At 57.1% G+C, this 26,704-nt stretch carries 25 protein-coding genes and 2 pseudogenes; 17 read left to right on the top strand and 10 right to left on the bottom strand.

Going from position 1 to position 26,704, the window contains the following annotated elements:
• Nucleotides 1-169: 169 nt before the first annotated feature.
• Nucleotides 170-1,558 (bottom strand): MocR-like ectoine utilization transcription factor EhuR, encoded by a 1,389-nt coding sequence (ehuR, locus tag B7H23_RS04535; RefSeq protein WP_094076151.1) that lies wholly within the window; start codon nucleotides 1,556-1,558, stop codon nucleotides 170-172.
• A gap of 62 nt (nucleotides 1,559-1,620) precedes the next feature.
• Between ehuR and B7H23_RS04540 the strand changes: the two genes are divergently transcribed.
• From B7H23_RS04540 to B7H23_RS15995, 4 genes are all read left to right on the top strand, one after another.
• Nucleotides 1,621-2,121 (top strand): Lrp/AsnC family transcriptional regulator, encoded by a 501-nt coding sequence (locus tag B7H23_RS04540; RefSeq protein ID WP_173861883.1) that lies wholly within the window; start codon nucleotides 1,621-1,623, stop codon nucleotides 2,119-2,121.
• A gap of 114 nt (nucleotides 2,122-2,235) precedes the next feature.
• Nucleotides 2,236-3,720 (top strand): NAD-dependent succinate-semialdehyde dehydrogenase, encoded by a 1,485-nt coding sequence (locus B7H23_RS04545; RefSeq protein WP_094076152.1) that lies wholly within the window; start codon nucleotides 2,236-2,238, stop codon nucleotides 3,718-3,720.
• Between the two features lie 24 nt (nucleotides 3,721-3,744).
• Complete coding sequence (locus tag B7H23_RS04550; RefSeq protein ID WP_094076153.1) at nucleotides 3,745-5,115, top strand: aspartate aminotransferase family protein; 1,371 nt, start codon at nucleotides 3,745-3,747, stop codon at nucleotides 5,113-5,115.
• A gap of 347 nt (nucleotides 5,116-5,462) precedes the next feature.
• Entirely contained in the window at nucleotides 5,463-5,633 is a 171-nt protein-coding gene (locus B7H23_RS15995) for a hypothetical protein (RefSeq protein WP_158215765.1), read from the top strand.
• Nucleotides 5,634-5,813: 180 nt separating this feature from the next.
• Here the strand turns inward: B7H23_RS15995 and B7H23_RS15835 are convergent, their stop codons facing one another.
• Complete coding sequence (locus tag B7H23_RS15835) at nucleotides 5,814-6,071, bottom strand: hypothetical protein (protein WP_143534723.1); 258 nt, start codon at nucleotides 6,069-6,071, stop codon at nucleotides 5,814-5,816.
• A 237-nt stretch (nucleotides 6,072-6,308) separates the two neighbouring features.
• On the opposite strand from B7H23_RS15835, the gene B7H23_RS04560 reads away from it, so the two are divergent.
• Nucleotides 6,309-7,730 carry an MFS transporter gene (locus B7H23_RS04560; RefSeq protein ID WP_094076155.1) on the top strand — a complete coding sequence of 474 codons (1,422 nt, stop codon included), beginning with the start codon at nucleotides 6,309-6,311 and terminating at the stop codon, nucleotides 7,728-7,730.
• A gap of 573 nt (nucleotides 7,731-8,303) precedes the next feature.
• Here B7H23_RS04560 and trxA read toward each other — a convergent pair.
• Entirely contained in the window at nucleotides 8,304-8,630 is a 327-nt protein-coding gene (trxA, locus tag B7H23_RS04565; RefSeq protein WP_094076156.1) for a thioredoxin, read from the bottom strand.
• 351 nt (nucleotides 8,631-8,981) lie between these two features.
• Between trxA and B7H23_RS04575 the strand changes: the two genes are divergently transcribed.
• Entirely contained in the window at nucleotides 8,982-9,854 is an 873-nt protein-coding gene (locus tag B7H23_RS04575) for a class II glutamine amidotransferase (RefSeq protein WP_158215766.1), read from the top strand.
• A 361-nt stretch (nucleotides 9,855-10,215) separates the two neighbouring features.
• Here B7H23_RS04575 and B7H23_RS04580 read toward each other — a convergent pair whose 3' ends face one another.
• Entirely contained in the window at nucleotides 10,216-10,716 is a 501-nt protein-coding gene (locus B7H23_RS04580; protein WP_094076159.1) for a DUF2938 domain-containing protein, read from the bottom strand.
• 66 nt (nucleotides 10,717-10,782) lie between these two features.
• Between B7H23_RS04580 and B7H23_RS04585 the strand changes: the two genes are divergently transcribed.
• The 5 genes and pseudogenes from B7H23_RS04585 to B7H23_RS04605 all read left to right on the top strand — a co-directional run bounded on the left by B7H23_RS04585 (nucleotide 10,783) and on the right by B7H23_RS04605 (nucleotide 13,758).
• Entirely contained in the window at nucleotides 10,783-11,457 is a 675-nt protein-coding gene (locus B7H23_RS04585; protein ID WP_206608850.1) for an ArsR/SmtB family transcription factor, read from the top strand.
• Between the two features lie 442 nt (nucleotides 11,458-11,899).
• Nucleotides 11,900-12,126 (top strand): annotated as a pseudogene (locus B7H23_RS04590) (IS3 family transposase); the annotation flags it as partial.
• A 5-nt stretch (nucleotides 12,127-12,131) separates the two neighbouring features.
• Nucleotides 12,132-12,323, top strand: a pseudogene (locus tag B7H23_RS04595) (integrase core domain-containing protein); the annotation flags it as partial.
• Between the two features lie 173 nt (nucleotides 12,324-12,496).
• Nucleotides 12,497-13,204: an HPP family protein gene (locus tag B7H23_RS04600; RefSeq protein WP_240534968.1), complete on the top strand. Its 708-nt coding sequence runs from the start codon at nucleotides 12,497-12,499 to the stop codon at nucleotides 13,202-13,204.
• On the top strand, nucleotides 13,204-13,758 hold the full coding sequence (locus tag B7H23_RS04605) for a TetR/AcrR family transcriptional regulator (RefSeq protein ID WP_094076161.1): 555 nt from the start codon (nucleotides 13,204-13,206) through the stop codon (nucleotides 13,756-13,758). The genes B7H23_RS04600 and B7H23_RS04605 overlap by 1 nt, the downstream gene beginning before the upstream one ends.
• 548 nt (nucleotides 13,759-14,306) lie before the next feature.
• On the opposite strand, the gene B7H23_RS04610 is transcribed toward B7H23_RS04605, so the two are convergent.
• The 4 genes from B7H23_RS04610 to B7H23_RS04625 are packed head-to-tail and all read right to left on the bottom strand — an operon-like array spanning nucleotide 14,307 to nucleotide 18,041.
• Nucleotides 14,307-15,758 (bottom strand): TRAP transporter large permease, encoded by a 1,452-nt coding sequence (locus B7H23_RS04610; RefSeq protein WP_094076162.1) that lies wholly within the window; start codon nucleotides 15,756-15,758, stop codon nucleotides 14,307-14,309.
• Between the two features lie 19 nt (nucleotides 15,759-15,777).
• The gene (locus B7H23_RS04615; RefSeq protein WP_158215767.1) at nucleotides 15,778-16,341 is read right to left on the bottom strand and encodes a TRAP transporter small permease subunit; all 564 of its coding nucleotides are present in this window, start codon (nucleotides 16,339-16,341) and stop codon (nucleotides 15,778-15,780) included.
• Nucleotides 16,334-16,951, bottom strand: a complete 618-nt coding sequence (locus B7H23_RS04620; RefSeq protein ID WP_094076164.1) for a 2-hydroxychromene-2-carboxylate isomerase — start codon at nucleotides 16,949-16,951, stop codon at nucleotides 16,334-16,336. The genes B7H23_RS04615 and B7H23_RS04620 overlap by 8 nt, the downstream gene beginning before the upstream one ends.
• Nucleotide 16,952: 1 nt before the next feature.
• Nucleotides 16,953-18,041: a TRAP transporter substrate-binding protein gene (locus B7H23_RS04625; protein ID WP_094076884.1), complete on the bottom strand. Its 1,089-nt coding sequence runs from the start codon at nucleotides 18,039-18,041 to the stop codon at nucleotides 16,953-16,955.
• A 101-nt stretch (nucleotides 18,042-18,142) separates the two neighbouring features.
• Here B7H23_RS04625 and B7H23_RS04630 point away from each other — a divergent pair, with 101 nt between their 5' ends.
• The 3 genes from B7H23_RS04630 to B7H23_RS04640 all read left to right on the top strand — a co-directional run bounded on the left by B7H23_RS04630 (nucleotide 18,143) and on the right by B7H23_RS04640 (nucleotide 20,523).
• Nucleotides 18,143-19,054 carry a LysR family transcriptional regulator gene (locus B7H23_RS04630; protein WP_158215768.1) on the top strand — a complete coding sequence of 304 codons (912 nt, stop codon included), beginning with the start codon at nucleotides 18,143-18,145 and terminating at the stop codon, nucleotides 19,052-19,054.
• Nucleotides 19,055-19,135: 81 nt separating this feature from the next.
• The gene (locus B7H23_RS04635) at nucleotides 19,136-19,921 is read left to right on the top strand and encodes an aldolase (protein ID WP_094076166.1); all 786 of its coding nucleotides are present in this window, start codon (nucleotides 19,136-19,138) and stop codon (nucleotides 19,919-19,921) included.
• Between the two features lie 290 nt (nucleotides 19,922-20,211).
• On the top strand, nucleotides 20,212-20,523 hold the full coding sequence (locus B7H23_RS04640) for a hypothetical protein (RefSeq protein ID WP_094076167.1): 312 nt from the start codon (nucleotides 20,212-20,214) through the stop codon (nucleotides 20,521-20,523).
• Nucleotides 20,524-20,643: 120 nt separating this feature from the next.
• On the opposite strand, the gene B7H23_RS04645 is transcribed toward B7H23_RS04640, so the two are convergent.
• Complete coding sequence (locus B7H23_RS04645; protein ID WP_094076168.1) at nucleotides 20,644-22,143, bottom strand: ATP-binding protein; 1,500 nt, start codon at nucleotides 22,141-22,143, stop codon at nucleotides 20,644-20,646.
• A 325-nt stretch (nucleotides 22,144-22,468) separates the two neighbouring features.
• Here B7H23_RS04645 and B7H23_RS04650 point away from each other — a divergent pair.
• Nucleotides 22,469-23,619 (top strand): IS3 family transposase gene (locus B7H23_RS04650; RefSeq protein ID WP_094076169.1). Its coding sequence is split into 2 segments (ribosomal slippage): nucleotides 22,469-22,715 and nucleotides 22,715-23,619, totalling 1,152 coding nucleotides; the frame shifts between segments, so codons are not numbered across the junction.
• A gap of 133 nt (nucleotides 23,620-23,752) precedes the next feature.
• Here the strand turns inward: B7H23_RS04650 and B7H23_RS04655 are convergent.
• Entirely contained in the window at nucleotides 23,753-24,682 is a 930-nt protein-coding gene (locus tag B7H23_RS04655; RefSeq protein WP_094076170.1) for a pyridoxamine 5'-phosphate oxidase family protein, read from the bottom strand.
• A gap of 560 nt (nucleotides 24,683-25,242) precedes the next feature.
• Between B7H23_RS04655 and B7H23_RS04660 the strand changes: the two genes are divergently transcribed.
• A complete protein-coding gene (locus B7H23_RS04660; RefSeq protein WP_094076171.1) occupies nucleotides 25,243-25,815 on the top strand; it encodes a TetR/AcrR family transcriptional regulator in 573 nt (190 codons plus the stop codon).
• Nucleotides 25,812-26,675, top strand: a complete 864-nt coding sequence (locus tag B7H23_RS04665) for a DMT family transporter (protein ID WP_094076172.1) — start codon at nucleotides 25,812-25,814, stop codon at nucleotides 26,673-26,675. Before B7H23_RS04660 ends, B7H23_RS04665 begins: the two co-directional genes overlap by 4 nt.
• The last annotated feature ends 29 nt before the right edge of the window (nucleotides 26,676-26,704 follow it).

Consider the following 26,704-nt stretch of genomic DNA (forward strand, 5'->3'; position numbering starts at 1 on the left):
TCGCAGCTTCCAATTATTGTTATGATTATTAGAGGTTAAACAAGGACAATGCAGAGTCAATGCGATTATTAAATCATGACAATTTTACGAGGCGGCGCTTATCAGCTACCGATAGACTCGGCGGCGATTTCGCACTGTCACGAATGGGATCGGCACGTTTGCGAGGGAGCTACAATGTTAGTAATGGGGGCTCGGGATTGCTTCGAGCAAGACGCGATACGACCGTCAGTCCCCGTTCCATCGTCTCAATGGTTTCGGCGCCAAGGCAAATGCGAACGCCCTTTTTGTTCACGGAATCCGACAGTTCAAACGAGGATCCGTGCGCCAGCGCCACCCCATTGAGCCGGGCGTGAGCCACGAAGGCGTCTTCTGTCCATGAGCCGGGCATCGGCAGCCAGATATGCATGCCGTTTTCACTACAGTTGAAGACGGTGCTGGAAAGAATGGCGGCAGCCTTTCGGTTGCGCTCCCCCAGCGCTTTCATTTGCCAATCGAGCAGAAATTCTGAAGTTCCGTCTTCGATCCAGCGGCTGCCGATTTCAGCCATTAGCGGCGTCACCATCCAACTCGTTACCAGGTGACGGTTTGCTGCGGCAGACTGATAGGTTTCCGGCACGACGAGAAATCCGTATCGAAGGCCGGGCATGATGCACTTGGTCAAGCTGGTGAAATACAAGGTGCGTTCCGGCGCCAAAGCCGCGATCGGCTCTGGCCGGTTCGGTTGCAGCGGTCCCCAGGCGTCATTCTCGATAATCAGCACATCATGCAACCGGGCCAGTCTCACCAGTTCCTTCCGACGCTCCATCGACATCGTGGCAGCGCGTGGATTGAGCCCGGTGGGCATCAGGTAGATTGCTTTGACAACCGATTTTTCGCAAGCCCGTGCAAACGCCGAGGGGACAACGCCTTCATCGTCTATTTCAAGCCCCTGGATACGCAGCCCGATATAACGCGACAAAGGCCTGAGAGTATGGTGCCCCAACTCTTCGGTGACGATGAGATCGCCCGTGCCAGCTGCCGTCATAAGCGCCACCGTCATCGCCGCGGTGTTACCGTTGGTTAACAGCAGACCTTGGGATGGCACATCCAGTCCGCACCGCTTCAGCCATTTCAGCGCCGATGTCGTGTAATTGCGCAAGACACCTGAGGGTCTGAATGACGACACCGCGGAAGCCGGTAGATCGCCGCCCAGCTTTGAAAGGGCGCGCCGCATCATGTTCAGATGCATTGGCTCAAATACCGGCTTCAGCAAGGAAAAATCGATTAGTTCGCCATACCGGCCATCCGGCAGGAAGGGAGTCTGCGTGTCGCTGCGCCCAGACTTAACGAAGGTGCCCCGCCCGACCTCCCCGGCGATCACTCCGCGGCGGATCAACTCATCATAGGCCCGGCTGACAGTCTGGACGCTCAGTCCAAGATCATAGGCGAGATTGCGATGTGTCGGTAAGCGATCTCCGTCGCGCAGTTCGCCGGCATCGACAGCGCTGATCAACGCCTCCGCCAGCGATCGATAGGCTGGACGGCGCAAATCATCTGGATTGGGGGGCCAAATTGTCATGATAAATAATTGACTTTTATCATGACAATTGACAACCCCTGATCGTTGGCTCACAAAACCCGATGGCCACCATCAAACTTGATGATCGAGATCTGAAAATCCTCGCGATCTTGTCGCAAAAGGGCCGGATGTCGAAATCGGAATTGGCTAAGCGGCTCAATCTGAGCGTCACACCCTGCTGGGAACGGCTCAGGCGACTTGAAGAGGCCGGCATTATCACCGGGTATCGCGCAAACATCGAATTGCGCGATATCGCACCTCATGTGTCGGTGTTCGTGATGGCCGAACTCGAAAATCATCGCGCAGCGACATTTCAGGTTTTCGAGCAGGCGGTGGCAAAATGCGACGAGATCATTGCCTGTTGGGCGCTCGGCGGAGGGTTCGATTATCTGCTGCAGGTGATGACTCGAGATATCGATAGTTATCAGCGACTTATTGACGAATTGCTTGCATGCCGCGTCGGACTTGCGCGGTATTTCACCTACATTGTCACAAAGCCGGTAAAGCAGATGTCGGCTCCTCCGTTCGACATATTGCTTTCCTCAGGTCTGGCGAAAGACTGACGCTTCGAACCACGATTTTCGGATGGTCTGTCTTCTGCGCGGACGCTGTTCAGAAGATTCGTCTTGTGATGCGACGCTAGCATAAGGCGTCAAATCCACTTTGTGAGAATTGCAATGCCGGCCGATCCTTCGACCTACACCAACCCGCCCTGGGATCTGAGCGATCCCGCATTGTTGAAAAGCTTCGCCTACGTCGGCGGGCGATGGACTACAGGGACCGCCGCGGAAGCTCTTGCAGTCACGGATCCGGCAGATGGCAAAAAACTCGGCGAAGTGGCAAGCCTGTCCTCCCAAGACAGTGTGGCTGCAGTCGATGCGGCGCAGATGGCGTTCTCCAGCTGGTCGTCATTGTTGCCGCAGCAACGTGCGTCGATCCTGCGACGCTGGTTCGGACTGATGGTCGAACACAGGGAAGATCTGGCGCGCATCATTACGCTGGAACAGGGCAAACCGATTTCAGAAGCACGTGGCGAAATCGATTATGGGGCGTCTTTCCTAGAATTTTACGCCGAAGAGACCAAGCGTCCAAATATCGAGAGCGTGACCTCGCATCTTCCCGACGCGGAAGTGGAGATCTGGCGTGAACCGGTTGGCGTGGCGGCACTGATCACGCCCTGGAACTTTCCTGTTGCGATGCTGACTCGAAAGGCCGGCGCCGCTCTGGCTGCGGGATGCACGATCGTCGCTCACCCTTCGGCAGAAACGCCGTTCTCAGCTTTAGCGCTGGCTGAGCTGTCCGAACGTGCCGGCGTTCCGCCTGGAGTGTTCAATGTAGTCACCGGCGCCGCCCGGGCGGTTGTCGCTCCTTGGATGGAGGATAGTCGTGTCCGGGCAGTTTCGTTCACCGGTTCTACGGAAGTGGGCAAACTTCTGTACAAACAGGGGGCCGAAACCATTAAGCGACTGGTTCTCGAACTCGGCGGCCATGCGCCTTTTATTGTGTTTGCCGACGCCAATCTTGAACAGGCGGTCAATGAAGCTATCGAGGCAAAATTTGCTACCTCAGGTCAGGATTGTCTTGGCGCCAACCGGTTTTTCGTCGAACGATCTGTCTACGATGCATTTTGCAAGCGCTTCGCGGCCCGCGCCGCCGCATTGTCCGTTGGCCGGGGGATGGACGATCCCGATATCGGCCCGCTGATGAACGCGAAGGCGATGGCCAAGCAGAAAGAGCATGTGACGGACGCTGTAAAAAAGGGCGCCCGTATCCTTACCGGCGGCAAGCGTCATGCGCTCGGCGCGTTGTTTTTCGAACCGACCGTGCTTGCCGATGTGCCCGCCGACGCACTTGTTATGCAGGAGGAGACCTTTGGACCGGTCGCCGCTATCGCGCCGTTTGACGCCGAGGCGGAGGTTCTCAACCGCGCCAACGACACAGAATACGGGCTTGTCGCCTATCTGCACACACAAGACCCGCGCCGGATTTATCGGGCCAGTCGTGCCCTTCAGTTTGGCATGATTGCCGTCAATCGCACAAAGGTTACCGGCGCGCCTATCCCCTTTGGCGGGATGAAGCAGTCTGGGCTCGAACGCGAGGGTTCACGCCTTGGCATGGAAGCCTTCACCGAAGTCAAATATGTCTGCCGCGACTGGGCATGACGCAAATCCAGAAGGATGAGACAAATGCTGCGCAACGATCAACTCGACCAGTGGGATCACGACCACTTTTTCCACCCCTCGACCCATTTGGGTCAGTTTGCGCGAGGAGAGATGTCCAACCGCGTCATCACCGGTGGTGAGGGTGTCTTCATCACTGATCGGGACGGCAACCGGTTGTTGGATGCGTTCGCGGGGCTTTACTGTGTCAACATTGGATATGGGCGGCAAGAAGTTGCCGATGCGATCGCCGATCAAGCAAAAGAGCTGGCCTATTATCACTCATATGTCGGCCACGGCACGGAAGCGTCAATCACTCTTGCAAAGATGATAATCGACCGGTGCCCAGCAAATATGAGCAGAGTTTATTTCGGCCTGTCCGGTTCGGACGCCAACGAAACCAACATCAAGATTGTCTGGTACTACAACAATATTCTAGGCCGCCCGGAGAAGAAGAAGATTATCTCGCGTTGGCGCGGCTACCACGGATCAGGGTTGATGACGGGTTCTCTGACCGGGCTGGAGCTGTTTCACAAAAAGTTCGATCTGCCGCTGTCGCAAGTCCTCCATACCGAGGCGCCTTACTATTACCGGCGTGCAGATCTATCGATGTCTGAGGCCGATTTCGTTGCGCATTGCGCCCATGAGCTGGAAGCGATGATCGAAAGCGAGGGCGCCGACACCATCGCAGCCTTCATCGGCGAGCCGGTACTGGGCACCGGTGGCATTGTGCCGCCACCGGAAGGCTACTGGGCGGCAATCCAGAAGGTTCTGAAGAAACACGATATCCTGTTGATTGCCGATGAGGTGGTGACCGGGTTCGGCCGTCTGGGAACGATGATGGGGTCGGCCCATTATGGAATTGAAGCCGACATTATCTGCGTTGCCAAGGGTCTGACGTCGGCTTACGCTCCGCTGTCTGGCTCCATCGTCTCGGAAAAAGTCTGGAAGGTGCTCGAGCAGGGCACCGACGAGACCGGCCCCATCGGGCATGGCTGGACGTATTCGGCGCATCCCATCGGCGCGGCTGCCGGGGTCGCCAATCTGAAGCTCATTGACAAGTTGGACCTGGTCGCCAATGCCGGTGAAATGGGTGACTACTTCAACAAGGCGATGTCTGAAGCCCTTGGCAACCGCGCCCATGTCGGTGAAGTGCGCGGCGAAGGCATGCTCTGCGCCGTCGAACTGGTGGAGGACAAGGCTAACCGGATCTTCTACGACCCCGCAAAGAAGATCGGACCGTCAATTGCTGCGGCGCTATTGAAGCGGGATGTGATTGCGCGGGCCATGCCGCATGGCGATATTATCGGGTTTGCGCCGCCGCTGTGTCTTTGCAAAGACGAGGCCGACACGGTCGTCTCGGCTGCGGCGGACGCAATCAGGGAAGTCTGCGGCTAGCGTCCGCAGCGCCCCACCTGAGTTGGTCGAGCGAAAACTCTACTGCAAAGGCGCGCTGCGGGATCTGACAGACCTATACTTTGAAGGCAACGCAGCCCGCCAAAAAACCTAACGTGATCACATACGCGCCTACCGGTGTAAGGCAAGCGGAGCTGCCGACTTGTCACGGGTTTTCATCCGGCCGTGACCCGCATCCGACTGGTGTTTACGCCGATTGGCGCCAGATCATGCTGCCGAACTTGGCTTTCGCCGACCCGACACGCGCGGCTGTCTCAGTATTGAGCAGTGAGCTGAACGGCGCCACCGTAGCCATATGAAACCAGTTGAGATCATACTTGCGTCCCATCATGGCGGTGTACGGCGAGATCGCCCTGTCCGACCCTCTTGGAGACGGCGGGCAGGATGGGCTTGCCCCGGAGATGTGTCGGGAACGAGTCGAGGATGTCCTTGCGCATTACGAGCGTCTGCGCCTGAAGCGGGTCGGCCATATCGTCCAACGCTCGGCCGAGGGTCGCTAAGGCGCCCATGGTCCTGTCGCGACCCGGTGGCTCAACCCGGTTCTTGCTGCGACTTCTGCCTGCCAGGGTTAGCGGAAAGCTTGCGCAATCGATCCAGACACTGCCTGATTATCGGCCATAGGCGAGCGGTATCCGGCGCGGTGTCCTGGCTTCTCGTAAGGGAACCCAGACAACCATCGTTCAGCGCTTCGCCGCGACATTGTGGGCGTTCTGAACCAGATCCGCCAGTTCCCGATAGGTTTTGAACCCGACAACGCCGTTTGCTTTGTCCACCAGGACGATGCGAGGGATCGCTACGACGATCCTGGTCGATCCGGCCACGATGTCCTCAAGCACGCAGCTCCTTCCCGCGGCGGCGTCTAGCACCGCACGCCTGGTTTTATCGTACTGCTCGCGGCCCTGCCCTGAAATCCTGCCAACTCCCGCGTCAAATTCCACGCTGTCCTTTGTCCAGCGCGGAACCCATCCAACGGCTTTGAAGAATGTGGAGGTGAATGCACGCTCTCTTCAACAGCAATCCCACCAGCGAAACGTCAGGGTGCAACCCCATCGTCTTTGCGGTTTCCTCGCCATTACCCTCGATCATCAAGGTGAAGGGTCTGGCCTGACAAAGAGATTGACATGTCAATCTTTCTCATGTCAATCAATTGTTCCATTGAATGACATGAGAAAGATATGATGACTTATCCTGCCTCGCCGGAACCCGTTGCCAGAGCGCATAACCCGCTCGCCTTTCCCGTCCTCGCCATCGTGCAGGCCACGCTTATTTTCACCATCGCGATCGTCGCGGTGCCGCTTCCTGTCATCGCTGAGGAATTCGGATTGACAGCCGCCGACCTGCTGCTGGTGCTTGCAGCTTACGGTCTTCCGTTCAGTGGGCTGTTGTTGTTCGGTGGGCGCCTGGCCGATCGGTTTGGTGGACGGCGCATGTTTGCCATCGGACTGATCGTCTTTGGCGCATCCTCGGCTGTCGCAGCGGCGGCGCCGAACTATCCTATCCTGGTCGCTATGCGTCTGGCGCAGGGAATCGGAGGCGCGATTGTCGCGCCCGCGGCCATGGCTGTCCTGCGCGCTCTGTTCCCAGAACCCGCCGCCTTCGGGCGAGCCATGGCGACCTGGGGCGGGGTGTCGGTGCTGGGGGCCGTGCTCGGCTTCATCGTTTCGGGCGTGCTGACCACCTGGATGTCCTGGCGCTTCATGTTCGCCATTCCGGTCGCGGTTTCGCTGATCGGTCTTGTTTCCACGCCTGGTCTCTTGCCCAGAGGCATCAGCGAGACGGCGGAACTGAGGCCGAGGCTGGATCTTGTGGGTGCCGTCTTTGCCACCCTCGGCATCTCGCTCTCCAGCTTCGGCCTCATCGCCACAGGCGATCACGGCTGGACCTCGACCATGGTGCTGCTTCCGCTCGGGACCGGCATCATCCTGCTCGTCGCGTTCTTTCTCCTCGAGCGCAAAGTGCGCGATCCGCTGCTGCCACCCGGTTTCATCCTGGAACCCGTGCGTATCACCGGGTTGGTCGGCATGTTTCTGGCGGCAGCCGGTTCCGGCGTCATCAACTTCGTCCTGTCCCTCTACCTTCAGCAGGTGCTCGGATGGTCGCCCTTGATGACGGCGCTCGCTTTCGTGCCGTTTGCCGTGGCGCTTATCGCGACCGGGCAGTTGGCGGCGCCACAGGTGGAGCGATTCGGGGCTGCCCGCATCACCGGCGTCGGCTTGATCGTGGCGGCGGTAGGCTTGGCTCTTCTGACACAGTTGACGCCGGACACGCGATATCTCCAGGGCCTTCTGCCTGGCATCGTGCTAATCGCGGTCGGCATCTCGCTGGCCTTTTCCGGCTCGGCCGTTCTTTCGACCACCAATGTCCCACAGCGCAGAGCGGGTTTGGCCGGTGGCGTCATGAATACGGCAATGGAACTCGGTCCCACAGTCGGGCTCGCGATCCTCATGTCGGTCGCCGCTACACAGGTCGAGACCGTCACCGGTTACGCCTGGGCGTTCGGGACGGCGGCCGTCGCCTATACGTTCGTGGCGCTTTTGTCCTTCGCGTTCTCAGGACGGGTCGCGGCATCGGCCGCGGCAGGAGCGTCCCCTGAATGAGAAGCCACACTGGTCGAGGGCGCGGTCGGCAGATCAGGCGACTGGCGGTTCCGCCCACCACAATATCTCCTCGGGATGACGATTTTCGCCATCTCGACCTCGCAATTCATGGTGGTAGGCGATGCGTTTGCCTGCCACGTCAATCGACGTCAGCGTCCTCCAGATTGGCTATCTCATCTCGCTCTAAGTGGTTGGCGGACCAGCCGCCGCGGTCTTCGCTTCTTCCATCATCGTCGGCGGGATGGATGCTGGCCACCTTTTGTCGGCGTGCCACCTCCATCAGCCGCTTCGCACTCCCACTCGACGAACAATATAGCCGCCCAAATCCTCAGTATCGCCGTGGCGTACACTCTGCGCGTTGTCAGGCGCGGATGGCCCGAGACCCCAGCATCGACGTCTGCCCGGCCCTGATAGGTTCGCCCAGTTCCGGGACCAACAGATGCTCCGTCGATCACATCTTCCGTCACGAGTTCCATCAGGCGGGTTACATCGCGGCGGGATGCCCGGGGTGGTTGCGAAGCGCTCCAGGCGGTGCGCATCGTGTGTTGGCCCGATGTTCCGCACCTTCCGTTCTCAGGCCGCTGCTAGCTGGCTGACCGTTTCGGCATATTTGCTGCGAGTGGCGACGCCGACGATCTGACTGGCAGGCTTGCCGTCCTTGAAGAAGATCACGGTCGGCACACCCCGAATACCGAACGCGCTGGCTATGTCTGGATCGGCTTCGACATCGACTTCGCCGAACTCGGCATCCTTGGCGAGTTCCTCGGCAAGGCTGGCATACATAGGCTGCATCATGCGGCAAGGACCGCACCATTCCGCCCAGAACCGCACCACGCTCACGCCTTCGCGCTTTAGCACATTGATCTCAAAATTCTTCGAAGTCAAAATCCTGACTGTCATGTCTCTTCTCCGTCTTCTTTGATTGGGTTCAGGCTGCCTGCGCCACGTGCAGGCAAGTGCGGAAATTGGGCACCGAGGTTGCTGTCGATCCCGCAGCGGTGCGTAGATAGCCACCCGGTTGGCTGCCGCTGATGATCATAGGTTCCAGCATCGCCCGGCTTGCATAGATGCCTGCCGTATATCCGGCAGGCCCGGCACCAAGTACGATCATCCTTGCGTGTAGCGTTCTGCTCATAGGGAGTTCGTTCCTCTTGAAAGCTGCGCAATCGCGTCCTTGACGGCAGTAATAATCAGACATAATATTCAATAGATCAATTGATTGTTATGTCAATACCGTGGAAAGGAATGACGATGTGCGAGCTTTTGGCGATGAGTGCCGCTCTTCCGACCGACCTTGAAACCTCCCTCGCACTGCTCAAGCCGCGCGGCGGGGAACTGTGCCCACATGCGGACGGTTGGGGCGTGGCTGTTTATGAAGAGCGGGCAGCGCGCCTTTACAAGGAACCGAAGGCGGCAAGCTCCAGCCGACTGTTCGGTTCACTGCGTGACTACGATATCTCCGGCAGGGTCATCCTCTCCCACATCCGCCGGGCCAACCCGGCGGCGATCGGCAAGTCCTATGCCAACACCCACCCATTTGAACGGGAGGTGGGAGGCCGATCATGGACATTTGCGCATAATGGCAAATTGACGGGTATCGACCAGGAACAGTTGACGTCGTTCAGGCCCCTTGGAGGAACGGATTCCGAACACGCATTCTGCCTGCTGCTGGATCACATGAAGGATTTCCTCAGCCGGGACGGAGGGATAGCCGATCTCGACCTCGCCCTGAATCAACTTGTTGAGAAAACAACCTTGATGAACCGCTACGGGGAGGCGAACTATTTTCTGAGCAATGGGGAACATCTTTTCGTCCATGCCCATACATATCTCCACATGCTGGAACGGCATTGCGCGGTCGATGGCCAGCCGCAAAGCGTCGTTCTCCTGGCGACGCAGCCAATGACCGACGAGGAGAACTGGAGTTGTCTCGTTCCGAACACGATCTGCGTGTTTTTGCGTGGTGAGATGATTGCTCAGAAGGCCACCTCCGGCGCGGCCACGCAAGACGCCTGGAAAGCCCAACAAAAGGAAGCGGAAAGCTTCAGAACGCGCAAAGCGGAGGCGGCCGCGAATGCCGCACGCATCGAAGCGGAAAAAGACATGTATTGGGAATGCAGTTGATGCCATCGAGTGGAAGGAGGACCATTCCAACAAGGCTGTCATTCCTCAACTGCTTCTTTTTGGATGCCGACTCGTCCTTCGGACAACGTCGCGTTAAGTCATTGTTGAGCGACTGATCCCTTCAATGGTGCGTTTGGAACACTGAGCGATTTGCGGCAGGCTGCCTTGAACTTCGGATCCCCGTAAATCTTCTGCGCCAATGTTCAATTCCTGCGAAAAGATTGGGACGAGGCACCATTCAAACCGAGAAAACCTCGTCCGCAAGAGCGAGGCCTGTATTGGCGTGTCGCTTGATCAGGACAGAACATAGCGGCAATCCAGAACGGCGCGGCTATGTATAGCGCATGACTGAGGCGCAGGCTCAAAGGGGAGCGGCTGCAACCACCCAGGCGCCAACAAAAAGACCTAGGCCGAAGACGGTGTGGGCCATGAAACTGCGCCAGCGGGCGACGTTTGGCCGCGGGGTCTTTGAAGCGGCTATACCGAAACCGAATCCAGGCTGCAAAATGAAGAATGGCGCCAACAGGGTAATCCAGCCCGTCAGCAGGGCCGGCCACACGGTTGGGGCCTCGACCCATTCCGGTCCGACCACCAGCAGCAATCCTGCGGCAAAGGCAATGCTGATCATATAGTGCGCCACCCAGCCGATAGCCCCTTCGCCGGCAACCGGTGCCGCCTTGGCGATGCTCGGGTGGCTAAACCGTCCCGCAGCAAGATGCCCGAACCAGCGACCCACGAAGGCATAGTTCAACGAGGGAATCGAAAACGCGAACTTCAGGAATATCGCCCAGACATCCATGACCACCGTGGCGATGACGCCGATTGCAATGGCGCTTAGCGCCCATTCACTCCAAATAGCCATCACTGCATCCTGCGGCCGGTTAAAATAATTATTCAATGGATTGATTGATTAAAGATAGCGTTTTATATGTCAAGTATGGATATCGAACGCGCACAGTTGACCCTCTTCACCGAACTAGCAGAGATCGCACGCACGCTTGGCAGTCCGCACCGCCTCATGCTTCTCCAGCATGTGGCCCAGGGCGCACGCTCGGTCGAGCGGCTTGCGGAGCTGACGGGTCTATCCATGGCCAATGCCTCGCAGCATTTGCAACACCTCAAGCGGAGCAACCTCGTCGCCACCGAACGTGATGGAAAGCGCGTTCTTTATAGCATTGCGAGCGGCCCCATCAATGAAGTGCTGGGCGCATTGACCCGTCTTGCCGAACACCAGAGGGCCGAAATCCAGTCCGTGATTTCCGACAGCTTAACCCAGCGCGATCGCCTTGAAGGCATTTCGCGGGAGGAGCTTCTGGAGCGGTTGCGCGAGTCATCGGTAACGCTGCTCGATGTCCGTCCGCGTGAGGAGTTCGAGATGGGACATCTTCCCGGCGCCATCAATATTCCTGCCGAAGTGCTGGAGGAGCATCTGTCCATGCTGCCACAGGATCATGAGGTGGTTGCCTATTGCCGTGGGCCGCATTGCGTTCTTTCGACCAGTGCTGTCGATACGCTGCGCCAGAACGGCATCAAGGCTCGGCTCCTGGATACGGGGTTTCCCGAATGGAAAGCCGCTGGCCTCACCATCGAGACAGGCGCCTAACTTCTGCGCAAAGTCTCCGCGCGGGGCTTTCCGCTCAGTCTCGCGCAACGATAGCCAAGCAGACCAGCAGCAAACAGTGTGAGAGCTGAGGAGGCACTGCGATCCGTCCGGCAAGTGATCTCATAGTCGGACACAAGCACATACTGAATTTTATGCCCAAGCCTCAATGGCAATGCCTGGGTGTCCCGTCGAAACGGAGGCCAGTTCAGCTTCCGAGGGACGGGAGCATGACAGAACTGACCAAACGGTTCGTGGAGACCGTCGAGCCGCAAAGCAAAGGCCCTGCTCGGACAGGCCGCCCTTGGCGGCGATCCTGCTGAAGAATGCGAGGACGACCGCAAGGCGCTCACCATCAAGCAGCTCTGCGAGCCATAACATTGCCGACATGGAGGCCGGCTTGGTTCGCGGAAAGGGCAGCCCGTCGTAGGAAGGACACCACCGTTGCGACGGACGTCGTTCGGACAATGTCTGGGACAATGCGCAGCCATGGAAAGCTTCTTCTCTTCGTTGAAGACCGAACGGACCGCCCGCAAGGGCTATCGTATGCGGGACCAAGCCAAGGCCGATTTGTTCGACTACATCGAGCGCTTCTACAATTCCCGGCGCCGTCATTCAAAGCTGGATGACTTGAGCCTAATGGCATACGAAAAACGAGCTATGAGAGCCTAATCAGCCGTCCGTCCATGGGCCCGGTCGGCGATACCTATGACGACGCCATGTGCGAGAGCTTCTTCGCAACGCTCGAATGCGAGCTGCCTGATCGGCACAAGTTCCAGAACAAGGCGTAGGCGCGCATGGCGATCTTCGAGTTCATCGAAGAATGGTACAACCCCGCCCGGCACCATTCGGCGCCCGAATATCAGTCCCTCATAGCCTGTGAAAGTAGCCAGGCTGAACGGCTAGAATCTGCTGGCGCGTGTCCGGACACGAAACCGGGAGAACTCCAGATCGTCCTTGAAGCACTGAACGGCGAGGAGAGGGTATCGGCTGGCCAGCCGGTTCTCAGCCACCGGTAATAACTCGACTGTTTCATGCGGACTTGGCTGGCACCATCATCGACAGACAGCACTTCATATTGCTGCGGCTTGAACACGATGTCTCGGGGCTTCTCTTGTTCCTCAGCTCTTTCCTTGCCCCCTCAATGATAAGGATCATTCTGTCCCAGTGGGCGAACCACATCAGTGGACAGCCCAACCGGCTTGACGTCACTTTCCAGAATATTGTACCAATTGGTAAAGAGTTATACGAAAGGTACAAGATGTTTTCTTTCATGACACGACATCAGCCGTCGCAATCCTTTCGTTCGGTTATTCTCGCCGGGATTGGAGGCCTTCTGGCCATCGCGATAATCGGCGCGCTGACGATCTATAGTCCCTCACCGCTTTTGATGGCCCCGTTCGGTGCAAGCTGCGTCTTGTTGTTTTCGCTTCCCGCAAGTCTATTGTCTCAACCGGCCAATGTCATTGGCGGTCATCTTGTGGCGTCTTCGATCGGTCTTGCCTTGCGCTTCATGCTGCCGGATGTCTGGTGGGCGGCTGCCTTGGCCGTGGGTTTGGCCATTGCGTTCATGGCGATCTTTCGCTTGACACACCCGCCGGCAGGCGCAGACCCCCTTGTCATATTCGCGGCCGATCCAGCTTTGGACTATCTCTTCTTCCCCGTTCTGTCCGGCAGTTGTGTTTTGGTGCTCGTTGCGAGCGTCTTTCATCGGGCAAGCGGAGTGACCTACCCCATAAGGAAAGCGTGATGGCCAGACTGGTAGCCGAGCGCGTCGACGCCATACCGGCGCTCGGCGAGATTTTTCGCAAGCACGGATTTGAGGGCGCGAGCCTCAAACTCATCAGCAAGGGGACTGGCCTTGGAAAGGGTAGTCTTTATCACTTCTTTCCCGGAGGGAAGGAGGAGATGGCAGCGGCCGTTCTTGAAGAGATCGCCGTTTGGTTTGAGACCCATGTCTACGAACCGTTGGAAACCATGGAGCCGGACCAGGCCGTTCCAGCCATGTTCGCCGCTGTGACAAGCTACTTCAAATCGGGGAGCCGCATCTGCCTGATCGGAGCGTTCGCGCTTGATGGCAGCAAAGATCGTTTTCCCGATAGGGTTCAATGCTATTTCGAACGATGGCTTTTGGCGCTCCAGGCGTGTCTGAAGCGGCATGGCCATGCGGATGACCGAGCATCGCAAATAGCCTTCGAGGTAGTCGGCGGCATTCAAGGCGCGATCATATTGGCGCAGGCTCTAGGCCGTGAGAGCCCGTTTGTAAACGCCGTCGAGCGTCTCGAGCGACTTTGTCTCGATTGACCGATGAACGCAACGTCATGCATTGTCTCGGGCAGGAGTAGCATGACTACTGCTCACCAACCGGCGAAAGACTACGTGTCGATGATTATCCGACCTCTGCCCTTGGAAAGGCTGGGCTTCAAGCGCCGTCTGCTGCTCCGACAACTCTAAGATCTCGCCGGTACTGACCGTTTCCACCTTTTTAGTTCGACCATCCGGTAGGCCTGTCGTTGCGGCAATCGCTGCATGAGCGGCAGCCCACCTGTGACCAGGAGGAGGGTCCCGCTGCGCACACAAATCTGTAACTCACGGCAGCATTTGCCCGTGTCGCAAGCGCCGGTCGGCGGCAATGACGGAGAAACGGCCAGTCGGATGAAGGGCGGAAATATCAGTCGGTCACAGTCTGAGACAACTTTACCGGATTTCCTGATGGATATCGGGAAAGGCAGACAAGCGGCGCCGGGCAGCCGAGACCACAAACCATGCGAGAATGGAGATCGCGAAGATCATCGAGCCGCCGCGCCAAAGCGGGTCGTCGCTCAGCAGGAAGGCGAAGCTGGCACGGTCCCTCAATATGTTGAATAAGTGTCGCCATCATCGCTCGGTCCGTACTTCTCCTCCGCCGGGTTAGCGATTAGTGGCGCCGTGTTGAAGACGCGCTCAGGGAGCCATGTGGCGATGCCGGGAGCGACGCTGACCAGCAGCAGCACCAGCAATTGAATCGCCACAAAAGGCACAACCCCGGCATAAATGTTTCGGATTGTCAGCAATGTTCCCGCCGCGCCGCGCAGATAGAAGAGCGCGAAACCGAATGGCGGGGTCAGGAAACTGGTTTGGAGATTGATACCGATGGCAACGCCGAACCAGATTGGATCGAGCCCAAGCTTTAGGAGGGTAGGGCCTGCGATCGGAATAACCAAAAAGACCACCTCGAACGTATCAAGAAAAAAGCCCATAATGAACATAAGCGCCATGATGAAGACGACTGCGCCGACCAGACCTCCGGGAAGAGACAACAGCAATGTCTCCAACAGTTCTTCACCGCCAAGACCCCGAAAAACCAGTGAGAAGACCGTTGCGCCAATCAGGATGGTAAACACCATCGCGGAAACGAACATGGTGTTCTTAACAGCCTCGAAAATGTCCGAAACTGACAGACGCTGCTTGCTGAAGGCAAGAACGAATGCCCCGATGGCTCCGACCGATGCGGCCTCGGTTGGGGTGGCGAAACCCAACAGAATCGAGCCGAGCACTGCAATGATCAGCAGGATCGGCGGCAACAGGTAATAGCCCGCCCTGAGCAGCATCGAGCTTTCGATTTTCTTGTTTTGTGGAACGGCCGGGCAGGCCGATGGCCTGAAAAGCGCAATCCCGATGACTGTGATCATATAAAACGCCACAAGAAGCAGGCCTGGGAGAAGCGCTCCCATGAACAGCGCGCCGACCGAGACCGGAGTGGCCGAATAATTGCCCAATGACAGCTGCGCCGTGGAATTTGCGCTTTGCAATATATCCGCGATGAAAATGAGCACGATCGATGGCGGTATGATTTGCCCAAGGGTCCCGGATGAACAGACGATACCGCTGACAAGCCGGGGATCGTACCCGGCACGCAGCATGGCCGGCACACTGAGCAGACCCATGGTAACAACAGTGGCACCGACGATCCCGGTCGAAGCGGCCAAAAGTGCACCAACGAAGATGACAGAGACGCCCAGCCCGCCGGGAAACCTTTGAAGCATCTGCCCGAGAGTCACAAGCAGATCCTCAGCGATCCTGGAGCGTTGTAGGATAACTCCCATAAGCACGAATAACGGCACTGCCACCAAGGTTTCGTTGATCATGATCCCGTAGATTCTGGAGGGCGTGCCAGACAGCAGGGCCAGATCGAATTGGCCGAGCTGTGCGCCGAATAAGGCGAACAAAATGCCAACACCACCCAATGTAAAGGCGACTGGAAAGCCACCCATGAGCACAAGCACTGCCGCAAGAAGCAGAAAGATGCTGAGATAGTGCGCCATACGAAGGTCCTCGTGATCGTTATGTGGGCCGGGCGGTGGAGTTGGAGTGCCCGGACAGCACGAGCGTATTGCGTATCAAGCCAACGATGCCCTGGAGGCCAAGAAGCAGGACGAAGATCAGAAGCGAGCCCTTGAGCAGATAAACCCCCGATAACCCGCCCGACTGTCCGGTCGTCTCTCCAGTTGCCCAGGATGTTAGAACGAAAGGCCAGGCGGTAAGCGCTATGAATGCGATAAACGGGAACAGCAGAAAACAGATGCCCAATAGTTCCAGAGCGGCCCTGGTTTTGTCGCTTCGGCTCTCCGTTATCAGATCGACCCGGATATGCTTGTCATGGGTCAAGGCAGGCCCTGAACCGAGAATGAAGAGTAGCGCATGCTGCCAGACGTAAAGCTCCTGCATCCATATGACGCCGATACCGAAGGCGTAACGCAGGATCACCACCAGAAAGCAGAACAACGCACAGCCCAATGCGAGCCAGCAAACCACATTGCCTATTTTGATATTGAAGCCTTCGAGCCATCTCAGGACAGCCACCGCAATGCAGACCCCGGCGTGGCGGTCGGATGTCTGTCTACCCATCCTTCGCGGCCAGTTCTTCAAGAAAATCCAGTCTGTCCTGCCCCCAGAAACGGTGGCCGCGATAGATATAGAACGGCGATCCGAAGACCCCCTTGCCGATCGCATCGGCAGTTTTCTGGTCGAGTTCGGCGATTATCGACCGGTCGCGCGCCAGATCGAGTAGCGCATCGCCATCAAGCTCGTGCTCGCGACAGATATCGGACAGCACAGCGGGGTCCGATATGTCTCGGCTCTCCGCCCACAGCGCTGCCATGATGCCAGCGCTCAGCTCGCCCACATCGCCACCGCGCGATTTGTGCGCATAGACCAGGCAGGATGCCAGTTCATCGTTGGGCGGAAAGCCAGTGGGTTCCAGCACCAGCGGCATATTCAGCCTATCCCGCCACCGTCTCATTTCCTCGAAACGATACGTCTGGCGTTCGATCGAACGATCGGGCAGCGGGATACCGCCGGTTTTTGCATATACGTCGAGCAGTCGAACCGGATAATGATCGACCTCAAGGCGGTATTTGGCGGCCAGAGCGTTCAGTCGCTTTGACCCCAAATAAGCCCAATCGGATATGATCCAGTAGTAATGCTCGATACGGGCCTTGGACTGCACCCTGGTCATGCTAACCTTGAACCAGCTTGCGGGCGTTCAAATAGGCCTGTTCGGCAAACGAGGTATATTCGCTTTGCTTGGTCAGGGATGCATCCCAGGAATCGAAGATCTTCACCGTGATGGGATCGGCGTTCGCACGCTCCTCTTCCAACACGTCGCGTGTGGCACGACCCAGGGCTTCGATCACCTCGCGTGGAGCCCGCCTCAGGCGGACGCCGTGCTCATTCTTCATCACCTGCAGGGCCGCAGCGCTACCGTTCTGATATTCGCCCCACATATCGACATAACCAGCCTGACAAGCGACCCGGACAATGTGCTGCAGATCTTTCGGAAGCTGATTGTACTGAGTTTTGTTGACGACACACTCCAGCGCGGTGCCAGAATCCTGGAAGCCGGGGGAATAATAATTCTTGGCGACCTGATGTAGTCCGAGGGCTATATCATTGTATGGGCCGATAAATTCCGCCGCATCGATGGCACCGGACTGGAGCGCAGGAAAAATCTCGCCTGCGGGCAGAAGGACAACGGTCGCGCCCACTTTTTCCAGAACCGCACCGCCCAGCCCTGGCATGCGCATCTTCAGTCCCTGCAGATCGTCGATTGACGACAGTTCGTGACGGAACCACCCCAGCATTTGGGTGCCGGTGGTGCCGGCCGCGAACGGTTGTAGATCGAAGGGCTCATAGAGTTCCTCCCAAAGGGCCTGTCCACCGCCATGGTCGATCCAGGCTGACGTTTCATTGGCGCTCATCCCGAAAGGAACTGCGGAAAAAAAGGCCGTCGCCTTGGATTTACCGAGATGATAAAAGGATGCGTCATGACCCATTTCCACGGAGCCCTGCGATACGGCGTCGAACACCTGCAGTGCTGGGACGATTTCACCGGCGGCATGCACTTTTACCGTCAGTTTTCCATTGCTCATCGCAGAAATGCGCTCTGCCAGCCGCTCGGCGCCAGTCCCCACCCCTGGCAGCCCCTTCGGCCATGCCGTCACCATTCGCCATTCGCGCAAACCCTGCGACAGGGCAGGTTTCGCCAGAGCCAAGCCTGCGGCCGAAGCCGAGGCAGCCATGAAGCTGCGTCGTCCAATATTCTTCATCTCGTCCTCCCATTGCAGTTCCATAAAAAGGGTACGGACGGCTTGAAACCATAGCGTCTACGATATAGCGGAAATAACGACTAGTTATATGAGTGGCGCCAGTGAACCGTGAACCAAGACTGAAGGTTTTCGTTGCCGCGGCCATTGCACGGTCCATCACGCGGGCCGCTGAGAAGCTTGAAATCAGCCAGCCAGCCGTTAGCCGACACATAAAACTTCTGGAAGAGGATGTGGGTTGCGCGCTGTTTCGCCGGAATGGTCGCGGGATTGAATTGACCGATAGCGGGCAGCAATTGTTCGAGGTCGTCAATCCTGCTTTCAACCGTATCGATGCTGTCGTCGGGCAGTTGCAACTGTCGGCGGAGGCGGTGGCGGGGCATCTGCGGATCGCCAGCGTTCATACGCTGAATACATATTTTGTCGTTCCGCTGCTGCAGGAAATTATGACAGCATTCCCTAATCTGTCCCTGCAGATGTTCGAGCGAAGTTCGCTGGATGTGGGTGAACTGGTGGAACGAGGTTTGGCCGATGTCGGGCTGGCCTACGATACAATGATCTCTTCGGAAAAGTTGCAGGCTGTCCGGCTGCAAGAAGAGACCATGCAGGTCTTTTACGGCAAAGCTAGCCAAGTGCAGATCGACGGTGCGACTGACCGCGCAGGCAAGGTGGAACTAACTGAAAATCTGAAGTTCGTCGCGCCCCCAGTCGGTTACGCACTACGGCAGCTGATGGATCAGCATCTGGGCCAAAAATTGCGGCATTCGATCGAGGTCGAGACGATCACCCTGATGTTGGACGCGGTGCATATCGGGCTAGGCGTTTGTATCCTGCCCGCCAATATGCCGAGATATCTTATCGAGGATCGCGGGCTGATGCGGAGAGATATCGTCTATCCGCAAATGTCGCGGTCAGTCGTTTTGATCACACATCGCCATATGAAGTCCGTGCCCGTCGTCGCCCATATCATCGACAGGTTCGTACAGGCTGCAAAGCAGATCGGAGATAAAGAATAGTTATATCTGATAGTGGGCAATGGGACTAGCAGGACTATCGTCACGCAGGCAGGTTGCTTGCACATTCGATGGAGGTCCAAAGTGTCGACACGTGCAACTCACAGAGACAAGACATATTTTTCAGATCGCAGCGCACAGGAAATGAAGCAGTTTCTCAAGGGTCGCGATCTGACAGTGCAGCAGCAACTGGCCGTGACGGCGCGAATGCTGGCCATGGACGGCCATGAGGCAGGTCTGGCCGGTCAGATTACTGCGCGGGCGGAACAACCCGGCTCCTACTGGACATTGCGATTTGGCCTGGGATTCGACGAAGCAACGCCCGAAGATTTTATCAGGGTGGACGACGATTTACACACGGTGGAAGGGAGTGGGATGGCCAATCCCGCGACGCGGTTTCATCTTTGGGTTTATGATGGCCGTCCTGATGTGAATTCCATCGTCCATACCCATCCGCCCTTCACATCCGCCCTGACCATGCTCGAAGAACCCCTCGTCATTGCGCATATGGATCAAACGCCATTTTACAACGACTGTGCGTTCTTGAAGGAATGGCCAGGCTTGCCCATCGCAGACGAGGAGGGCCGGATCATAACCGAGGCGCTGCAGGACAAACACGCGATTATCCTTGCGCATCATGGCTATCTGGTTGCTGGCAAGTCGGTGCAGGAATCCTGTTATCTGGCAGTCTATCTTGAGCGCGCCGCCCGTATGCAGTTGCGCGCTTCGGCTACCGGGAAAATTCGTCCCGTGCCTGACGCGTTAGCGCAGGAAGCCGGCGCCTATCTCAGAAAGACCTCGATCGTGAATGCGACCTTCGATTACTACAGCAGACAGACCGAGAGATATTTCGGCAATTATCTTCAGTAAATGGACCGCGTCAGGTCGCGGGCCAGCTCAGATCAAGATATTGCTCCCAACAGCGCTGCCGCCGACCTGTCCCGCCGGTACTATTGGACCAAGGGGGCTTCTAGGCCGCAAGCCCGGTGAATATCGCGGTAATTGAGTGCGAAGGGCATGTCTGATGCCACCTTTCAGGGCCTCGTCCAAGCGAGAATATTGACGGCGCGGCATAGATCGCCTCCATCCAGGCTCGCATAGCCGATCCGAAAGGCCTCAGGAGCGTTTTCCGTTTCCAGAACGAAAGGAGCCCCCGCGCAATGGCCAGACCGGCCTGGGTGGCCTTGTTCGCCCACGTTTCAACACTGAGCCCACCAGCACGGCGCAGCCATATCGCCAGCGGGCGTGTCGAAAGATACAGCGCTATTCAATCGGCGTCGGGGTTCATCGGCAAGGACTACGCGGCGCGATTCATGAATGCACCGCGACTTGCCGGCGTGGCGGTGCACTTCGCCATCATTGATCAGATTGCCGAGCGCCTGTTCCAGAGGGCTATTGCTCTGGCGATCAAATGCTACGCGCCGATCCGCCATTGGCCGAAGCGTAGTCGGATCGGCAACGGCATAGCCTAGCCCATAAATACGGTTGGGAGCGGTTCGCAAACGGTCTTGAGCGGGTAGCGTACCGCAATTAGATACGACTAGCATGTCGGCGTCGTAGCCTTGGCTATCGAAGTCAAAGCGACCGTAACTTTATGGAGATGTGCATTCCGAACCTAAACGCCCGCCGCGGAAGCGCACTATCTCTTCGAAAAATTCGTTTGTGGAGATCGGATCTTCGTGTCGATCGACGGCAAACCGTTCGAGCATGATATTGCTGCATATCTCCTTGATATCGGCAGGACTGAACCCTTCACTCTTGAGCGCAAGCTGTTCCGTATCCAGTAGTGCGGCATCGACGAACTTGGCCGAATACAATGCGAACAGCTTTTCCCTCTGCCGGAGGTTTGGCAGGGGAACCTCCACATGGATTGACAGACGCCCGGCGCGCACGAATGCCTTGTCGACTTGATCCGGCCTGTTCGTCGCGCCGATGACGAAAACGCCGTCAACACCCAATACGCCATCAATCTCCTGCAGAATTTGATTGAGAACCTTATCGCCGAACACATCCTGGCTTCCACGTTCACGGGCGAGGGAGTCGATCTCGTCGATGAAGATGATACACGGTATCTGCGAGCGCGCCTGCGAGAAGAGCTCTCGCACGTTCTTCTCCGAATTGCCGATCCATTTCGACAATATGTCCGAGGCCGAGATGTAGGCGAAGGCGCATTTGCTTTCGGTTGCCAGAACGCGTGCAAGTACCGTTTTCCCGGTCCCGGGAGGTCCATAAAGCAGCATACCTCTCGGCAACGTGACACCCGCGGCAATTGCCTTCTGCGGATCTCGCATGATCTTCACGATCTTCTCAAGCCTGAGCCTCAAATTGTCGTCGATGGCAATCTTATCCCACTCGACAGCGCCGTTCTCCGAAACAGTGTCGAACCAGATCGTATCGCTCTCCTTCTCAGAGTTCATGTTCCCCCGGTTCGCGGCCCAGAACGTTAACGTTCCCAGGGACGAGGTCAGGAGTATCACCGCAAGGAACTTGTCGGGATAGATGATGAAGCACAGGACCATTCCAGCAATCTGAATGCCGAACGCCCAGACGAACACCGCTTCGGACGATATCTTCTCGATCCGAAACCCTTTCTTCCTGAAGAGCCGATCGAAAAGCCCCGCGACCCACTTCCTGAACACGAACAGGCCAATGAAGAACAACGATACCGCCGCAATGCTTTTCCAGTACGCTTGCAGCGTAAAATACCATCGCCCTAACGTATCCATGTCATTGAGGTTGAGGCGGGACGAGGGGTCGATACCATCGGGCAGTTGGTCGGATGTTGCGGAATAAAAGCGCAACGTTGCCTCGTCGGTGACAGGCTTGCCGGTTTTTTCCTCGATCAGAACGCGGCCGCCGAACTCGATCCTATTGGGCGCATTCACGCGATAGAGATCGACGAAATAATACCCATCGACCGTTCGGTCTCCATCGAAGTACTGAACGACCGGCCTGAAGCTACTGTCCAGTTTCGCCGCTTCCGTCGCGATCCTTTCAAGCTCGGGATTGCTTATGTCGGCGCGCGCCGGGTCGGCAAACAGGCCGATAGCCAGAACGTACACGATCAATAAGCAACGCAAGCAAACGTTCATTTTCGTGCCTTCAATCCAGACCTCTACGTGGCAAGTTCATAGCATCCCAAGTTCGTGAAGTGGTCCCGCCTTTCCGGACAGTTTTGCAGCTTCGCCGAGGTGTATCGGGTTTGATGGTCATGCTGCTTGTTGCTGTTCGGTGCTTTCCCAATATGCGTCGTCGGGCGTGCGTCGATCAAGCGCGGAATGCGGGTGCGCCGTGTCGTAGAAGTGTCCGTCTTCAGAGTATTTCGGAGAGCAGAAGCTGTATCGTAACGGAGGCTCTGTGAGGTTCCCCTAGATTTGTAGACGCTTTGCTCCCTTACTTTGAGCCGAGGAGGCGACCATGGGGACAAGCAACTACAGCGACGAGTTCAAGCGCGATGCGGTGCATCAGATCATGGTGCGTGGGTATCCGGTGCGGGAGGTGTCCCGGCGGTTGGGCGTCAGCACGCATTCTTTGTACAAGTGGATGAAGCTGTTCGGTGATCCCAAGGCAAAGGAGCCGGGCTTGGACCATGCAGCCGAGAACCGGCGGCTGAAGCGCGAGTTGGCCAGGGTGACCGAAGAGCGCGACATCTTAAAAAAGGCAACGGCGTACTTCGCGCGAGAGTCCCAATGAAGTACGCCTTCATCCGGGCACATCGCGAGGAGTTCGGCATCCGGGCCATGTGTCGGGTGCTACGGGTTCATTTCAGTGGCTTCTATGCATGGCTTAAAGAACCGTTAAGCCACCGTGCGCAGGAGGACGTGCGCCAGACCGAGCTGATCCGGCAGGCCTGGACCGACAGCGGCAAGGTCTACGGCTATCGCAAGCTGACCGACGATCTGCGCGATCAGGGCGAACAGATTTCCGAGATCCGTGTTGCCCGACTGGCGTCGCTGGCCGGGATCGCTGCGCAGATCGGCTACAGGCGCCGTCCCGGCCGATATGGTGGCAAGCCTGCGATAGTCGCCGAGAACAGGCTCGAGCAGCGCTTCGATGCGTCTCAACCCGATCGGGTCTGGGTGACCGACATCACCTACATCAAGACCCATGAAGGCTGGCTGTCCCTGTGCGTCGTCATCGATCTGTTCTCGCGCCGGGTTGTCGGTTGGTCTACCCAGTCCCGCATGACAACGGACCTGGCCTTGCAGGCCCTGCTGATGGCCGTGTGGCGGCGCAAACCTGCAGGTAAGGTCATGGTTCACTCAGACCAGGGCTCCCAATTCACCAGCTGGGAGTGGCAGACATTCCTGCGCCAGCATAATCTGGAACCCAGCATGAGCAGACGACGCAATTGTCACGACAACGCTGTCGCGGAGAGCTTCTTCCAATTGCTGAAGCGCGAGCGGATCAGGCGTCGAACCTACCCGACCCGCGACGACGCAAGGGGGGACGTGTTCGAATACATCGAGCTGTTCTACAATCCGAAACGCAAGCACACGTACAACGGCATGCTATCGCCTGTTGATTTCGAGATCAGACAGCGGAAACTGAACGAGGCAGGTGTCTAGAAAACTGGGGCCACCTCAGTCCTCCGGGAGCGGCAGGTGGAAGCTGTTCTTCATTACGCTCTTTCAACCGGACACGAACTGTCTTGTTGGCGATGAGCTTTTTATCAAAGACGATCAGCTCCATCACACGATCTCATCGACGGATGGGTTGAACGGCGAAAAACTCAGGCGCATTCCACCTCCGTGCTTTCTCCGGGTTGGTGATAGTCCAAGCTTCTGGAGTAAAGGTCCACCACCGGTCGGTCCCGCCCGTTGGACCAGACGCGTTCCCTTCGGCAGGCCCCTCCACGTGGACTGACGCACTACCGGTCAGACTCAACTGCCGACCGGAAGTGAAATCAAGGAAGACCAAACCAGCCCGTGGGTCGAGATGGAAGTTGCCCAAGTTGTTGAACATAGAGTTTCCAGGATAGTCCGGCACCCGCACCAGCCCGTCCACCACCTGAATAGAGCCAGGCTCACCACCCCTATGTGAAATGTCTAGCCGCCCTCCTTGCGGACCGGACGCCACGAACATCGTATCGGCTTTTCCAATCCAAGACTTCAGTGGCTCTGTTAAGCTCGTCCCAGACTCGACGTGCCACGCTGCGGCGTTCTCGTCCGAGATCGGTTCCATTGTCCGGCGTTGGATGTACTTTGGGCAAGAAGGGTAAGCCTCCTCAATCAGAATTTGAATCCGATCTTCTTTCAAGTCTTCGACAGTTCCGTTTACACGCAGCCTTCGCCGGGTCGTCAACTCGATGAAAAGAGAACCCAGACGATCACCAACCTCGAGACCGTCGAGCGGAGCACCTCTTGCGATAGCTCCTCCCGTCGGTGCTATCGTCAAACGTCGACGATCATCTGAAACCGATGCAAAGCCTTTCTGGCCGAAAACTATACCAGGCCACAGCCGACCTTCAGCATCTTCGCGCGAACATATGGCAAGTTCCTGAGAGGCAACAAACGGCACGGCAGGTACAGGAACAGCATCAGCGATGATGCGGCCGTTCGCCAACGCTGCTTCCCGTTCTCCGGTTATCTCTTGAATGGCGCGTTCGCCCTCGTGGAAAGGGTCAGGCATGAGAACCTCCGAACTCTTAGGTGACGGCGTCTTGAAGTCTCGACTGGAGGATCGACGTCAAAACGAAACAATCCGGGCGTCGTCAGCCAGATAACGACTGAGACCAACGACACCTGTAGTAACTGGAACATCGCTCACGAACGAGTGCGAGGCCGGACGCTGACGCTCCATCAGTGGCTCCGAATACGTCAGCACACCCGCCACAGATAACAGCCCGGTCTTTTACAGCTTCATACAGCGCATAAGCAGGGTGTCCTTCATCACCCGCGACCTACGGCTATCGCGAACCAGCACCCTGAAAAATGAGATCGACGTCCTTTCCGTTCTCTTTGAGCTCGTGAGTCAAGATGAGAGCGTTGAACAGTCGCCCCAATGCTTCCTCGGAGGCAGCTTTAGGGTCAGAAAACACGACTATAGGGGTCTTGGTCATGGAACAGCATCCTTGATTCTGTCGCATCAAGTTATTTACCGATTGTTCGGTAATAAATTTCTCTAGGCCCTTCCCGTCAGCGCTGTCAACTGTTATTTACCGTACATTCGGTAACATATGAGACTCTTGGATGCCGCGTCCCGCACTGGTGAACTCTGATGATTTGCTCGCTCGACTCAGCTTCACGTTTCGTGACGTTGGGTTTGAGGCAGCCAGCATGTCGGTTCTTTCGGAACGAACAGGTCTGAAACGTGCAAGCCTCTATCATCGCTTTCCGGGCGGTAAGCAGGAAATGGCTGAAAAAGTACTTTCGCGGGCGCATGAATGGATGAGCGAAAACGTGATCGCATCATTGCGCTCGAGCCGAGATCCAGAAGAACGCCTCACGACGATGATGAGAGCACTGGAAGACTTTTACGAGAATGGAGCACGCGCTTGCTTACTCAATATGCTTGCGACAGATGCAGAAACAAAAAGCCCTTTTGCTGATGCAATTCGACAGACGTTAGAAGAGTGGATTGGCGCGCTTGCATTCTGCGCTCGCAGCGCAGGAATAAGCGAGGCAGCTTCCAAACAGCGCGCTTTACGTATTGTAACGATGATCCAAGGTGGGCTTGTTGTATCGCGCGGCCTAAGGACGAACGCGCCCTTCGGCGCTGTGATTGAAGACCTTCCTCGCGTTCTTCTGGAACGCGAAGCATGAGCTCGTCGTCCGATACCGTCGAAAGCAGACGTTTCATTGTTGGCGCGGCGTGGGCCATCGCCGGGATCTCAATTTGGGCAAGTTGGATGGTTGTTACACGACTAGACCTTCTTACGTCCGGCCTTATCGCCCAAAGAGTTGGCCTATCTGGAACACTCATTATGGCCAGCGGCTCTGGCCTGATTTACGTCCTTATCGGCTCAGGCGGGCTTTTGTTCGCGCCAGCCAATCACGCCGGCCCACTTATTCCCGGCACTATGCCGCTCTTTGCAGCACTTCTGAGCGTATTGATACTAGGGGAACGAATCGATCGGTCCCGACAACTGGGCTTGGCACTGATCCCATTCGGTGCGGCAACGATACTCGTTGGCTCATTCTTGACGTTTGAGACTGGTGAATGGCGCGGTGACCTTCTGTTTCTTTGTGCAGCTTTCCTATGGGCCAGCTATACTGTGACCCTACGACGCGCGCAGATTGGTCCGTTCCATGCTGCTGCACTTGTTGCAGTGTGGTCCGCAATGGTCTTCTTACCGGTTTATCTTTTTGTACTGCCCAAACAGATATTAGAGGTGCCGTGGTCCGCAATTCTGCAGCAGGTCGTTTTCCAGGGCATCCTTGTCAGTGTCGTTTCACTGATATGCTTCAATAGAGCAGTGACAATTATCGGCGCCTCGCGCGCCGCTGGCTTTGCTTCTTTGGTCCCAATTCTTACGGCACTCATGGCGCTCCCTGTTCTCGGCGAAGTGCCATCGGCATTTGAGATCGGAGCCCTACTAGCGGTTACCGCAGGTGTTCTTTTGGCCTCGGGCGCGGTGCGTGTATTCGGACGCAACACGCGACCAGCAACCGGAAAACTATGACTAAGTGTGCTCCGGTGCCACATGAAATC

The sequence above is a fragment of the Notoacmeibacter marinus genome, from assembly GCF_002238045.1.
Taxonomy (GTDB): Bacteria; Pseudomonadota; Alphaproteobacteria; order Rhizobiales; family Rhizobiaceae; genus Notoacmeibacter; species Notoacmeibacter marinus.

Coding starts and splice junctions, on each gene's coding strand:
- ehuR (WP_094076151.1), bottom strand. CDS start 1,558: ATGACAATTTGGCCCCCCAATCCAGATGATTTGCGCCGTCCAGCCTAT.
- B7H23_RS04540 (WP_173861883.1), top strand. CDS start 1,621: ATGGCCACCATCAAACTTGATGATCGAGATCTGAAAATCCTCGCGATC.
- B7H23_RS04545 (WP_094076152.1), top strand. CDS start 2,236: ATGCCGGCCGATCCTTCGACCTACACCAACCCGCCCTGGGATCTGAGC.
- B7H23_RS04550 (WP_094076153.1), top strand. CDS start 3,745: ATGCTGCGCAACGATCAACTCGACCAGTGGGATCACGACCACTTTTTC.
- B7H23_RS15995 (WP_158215765.1), top strand. CDS start 5,463: ATGGCGGTGTACGGCGAGATCGCCCTGTCCGACCCTCTTGGAGACGGC.
- B7H23_RS04560 (WP_094076155.1), top strand. CDS start 6,309: ATGATGACTTATCCTGCCTCGCCGGAACCCGTTGCCAGAGCGCATAAC.
- trxA (WP_094076156.1), bottom strand. CDS start 8,630: ATGACAGTCAGGATTTTGACTTCGAAGAATTTTGAGATCAATGTGCTA.
- B7H23_RS04575 (WP_158215766.1), top strand. CDS start 8,982: ATGTGCGAGCTTTTGGCGATGAGTGCCGCTCTTCCGACCGACCTTGAA.
- B7H23_RS04580 (WP_094076159.1), bottom strand. CDS start 10,716: ATGGCTATTTGGAGTGAATGGGCGCTAAGCGCCATTGCAATCGGCGTC.
- B7H23_RS04585 (WP_206608850.1), top strand. CDS start 10,783: ATGTCAAGTATGGATATCGAACGCGCACAGTTGACCCTCTTCACCGAA.
- B7H23_RS04605 (WP_094076161.1), top strand. CDS start 13,204: ATGGCCAGACTGGTAGCCGAGCGCGTCGACGCCATACCGGCGCTCGGC.
- B7H23_RS04610 (WP_094076162.1), bottom strand. CDS start 15,758: ATGGCGCACTATCTCAGCATCTTTCTGCTTCTTGCGGCAGTGCTTGTG.
- B7H23_RS04615 (WP_158215767.1), bottom strand. CDS start 16,341: ATGGGTAGACAGACATCCGACCGCCACGCCGGGGTCTGCATTGCGGTG.
- B7H23_RS04620 (WP_094076164.1), bottom strand. CDS start 16,951: ATGACCAGGGTGCAGTCCAAGGCCCGTATCGAGCATTACTACTGGATC.
- B7H23_RS04625 (WP_094076884.1), bottom strand. CDS start 18,041: ATGAAGAATATTGGACGACGCAGCTTCATGGCTGCCTCGGCTTCGGCC.
- B7H23_RS04640 (WP_094076167.1), top strand. CDS start 20,212: ATGGCCAGACCGGCCTGGGTGGCCTTGTTCGCCCACGTTTCAACACTG.
- B7H23_RS04645 (WP_094076168.1), bottom strand. CDS start 22,143: ATGAACGTTTGCTTGCGTTGCTTATTGATCGTGTACGTTCTGGCTATC.
- B7H23_RS04655 (WP_094076170.1), bottom strand. CDS start 24,682: ATGCCTGACCCTTTCCACGAGGGCGAACGCGCCATTCAAGAGATAACC.
- B7H23_RS04660 (WP_094076171.1), top strand. CDS start 25,243: ATGCCGCGTCCCGCACTGGTGAACTCTGATGATTTGCTCGCTCGACTC.
- B7H23_RS04665 (WP_094076172.1), top strand. CDS start 25,812: ATGAGCTCGTCGTCCGATACCGTCGAAAGCAGACGTTTCATTGTTGGC.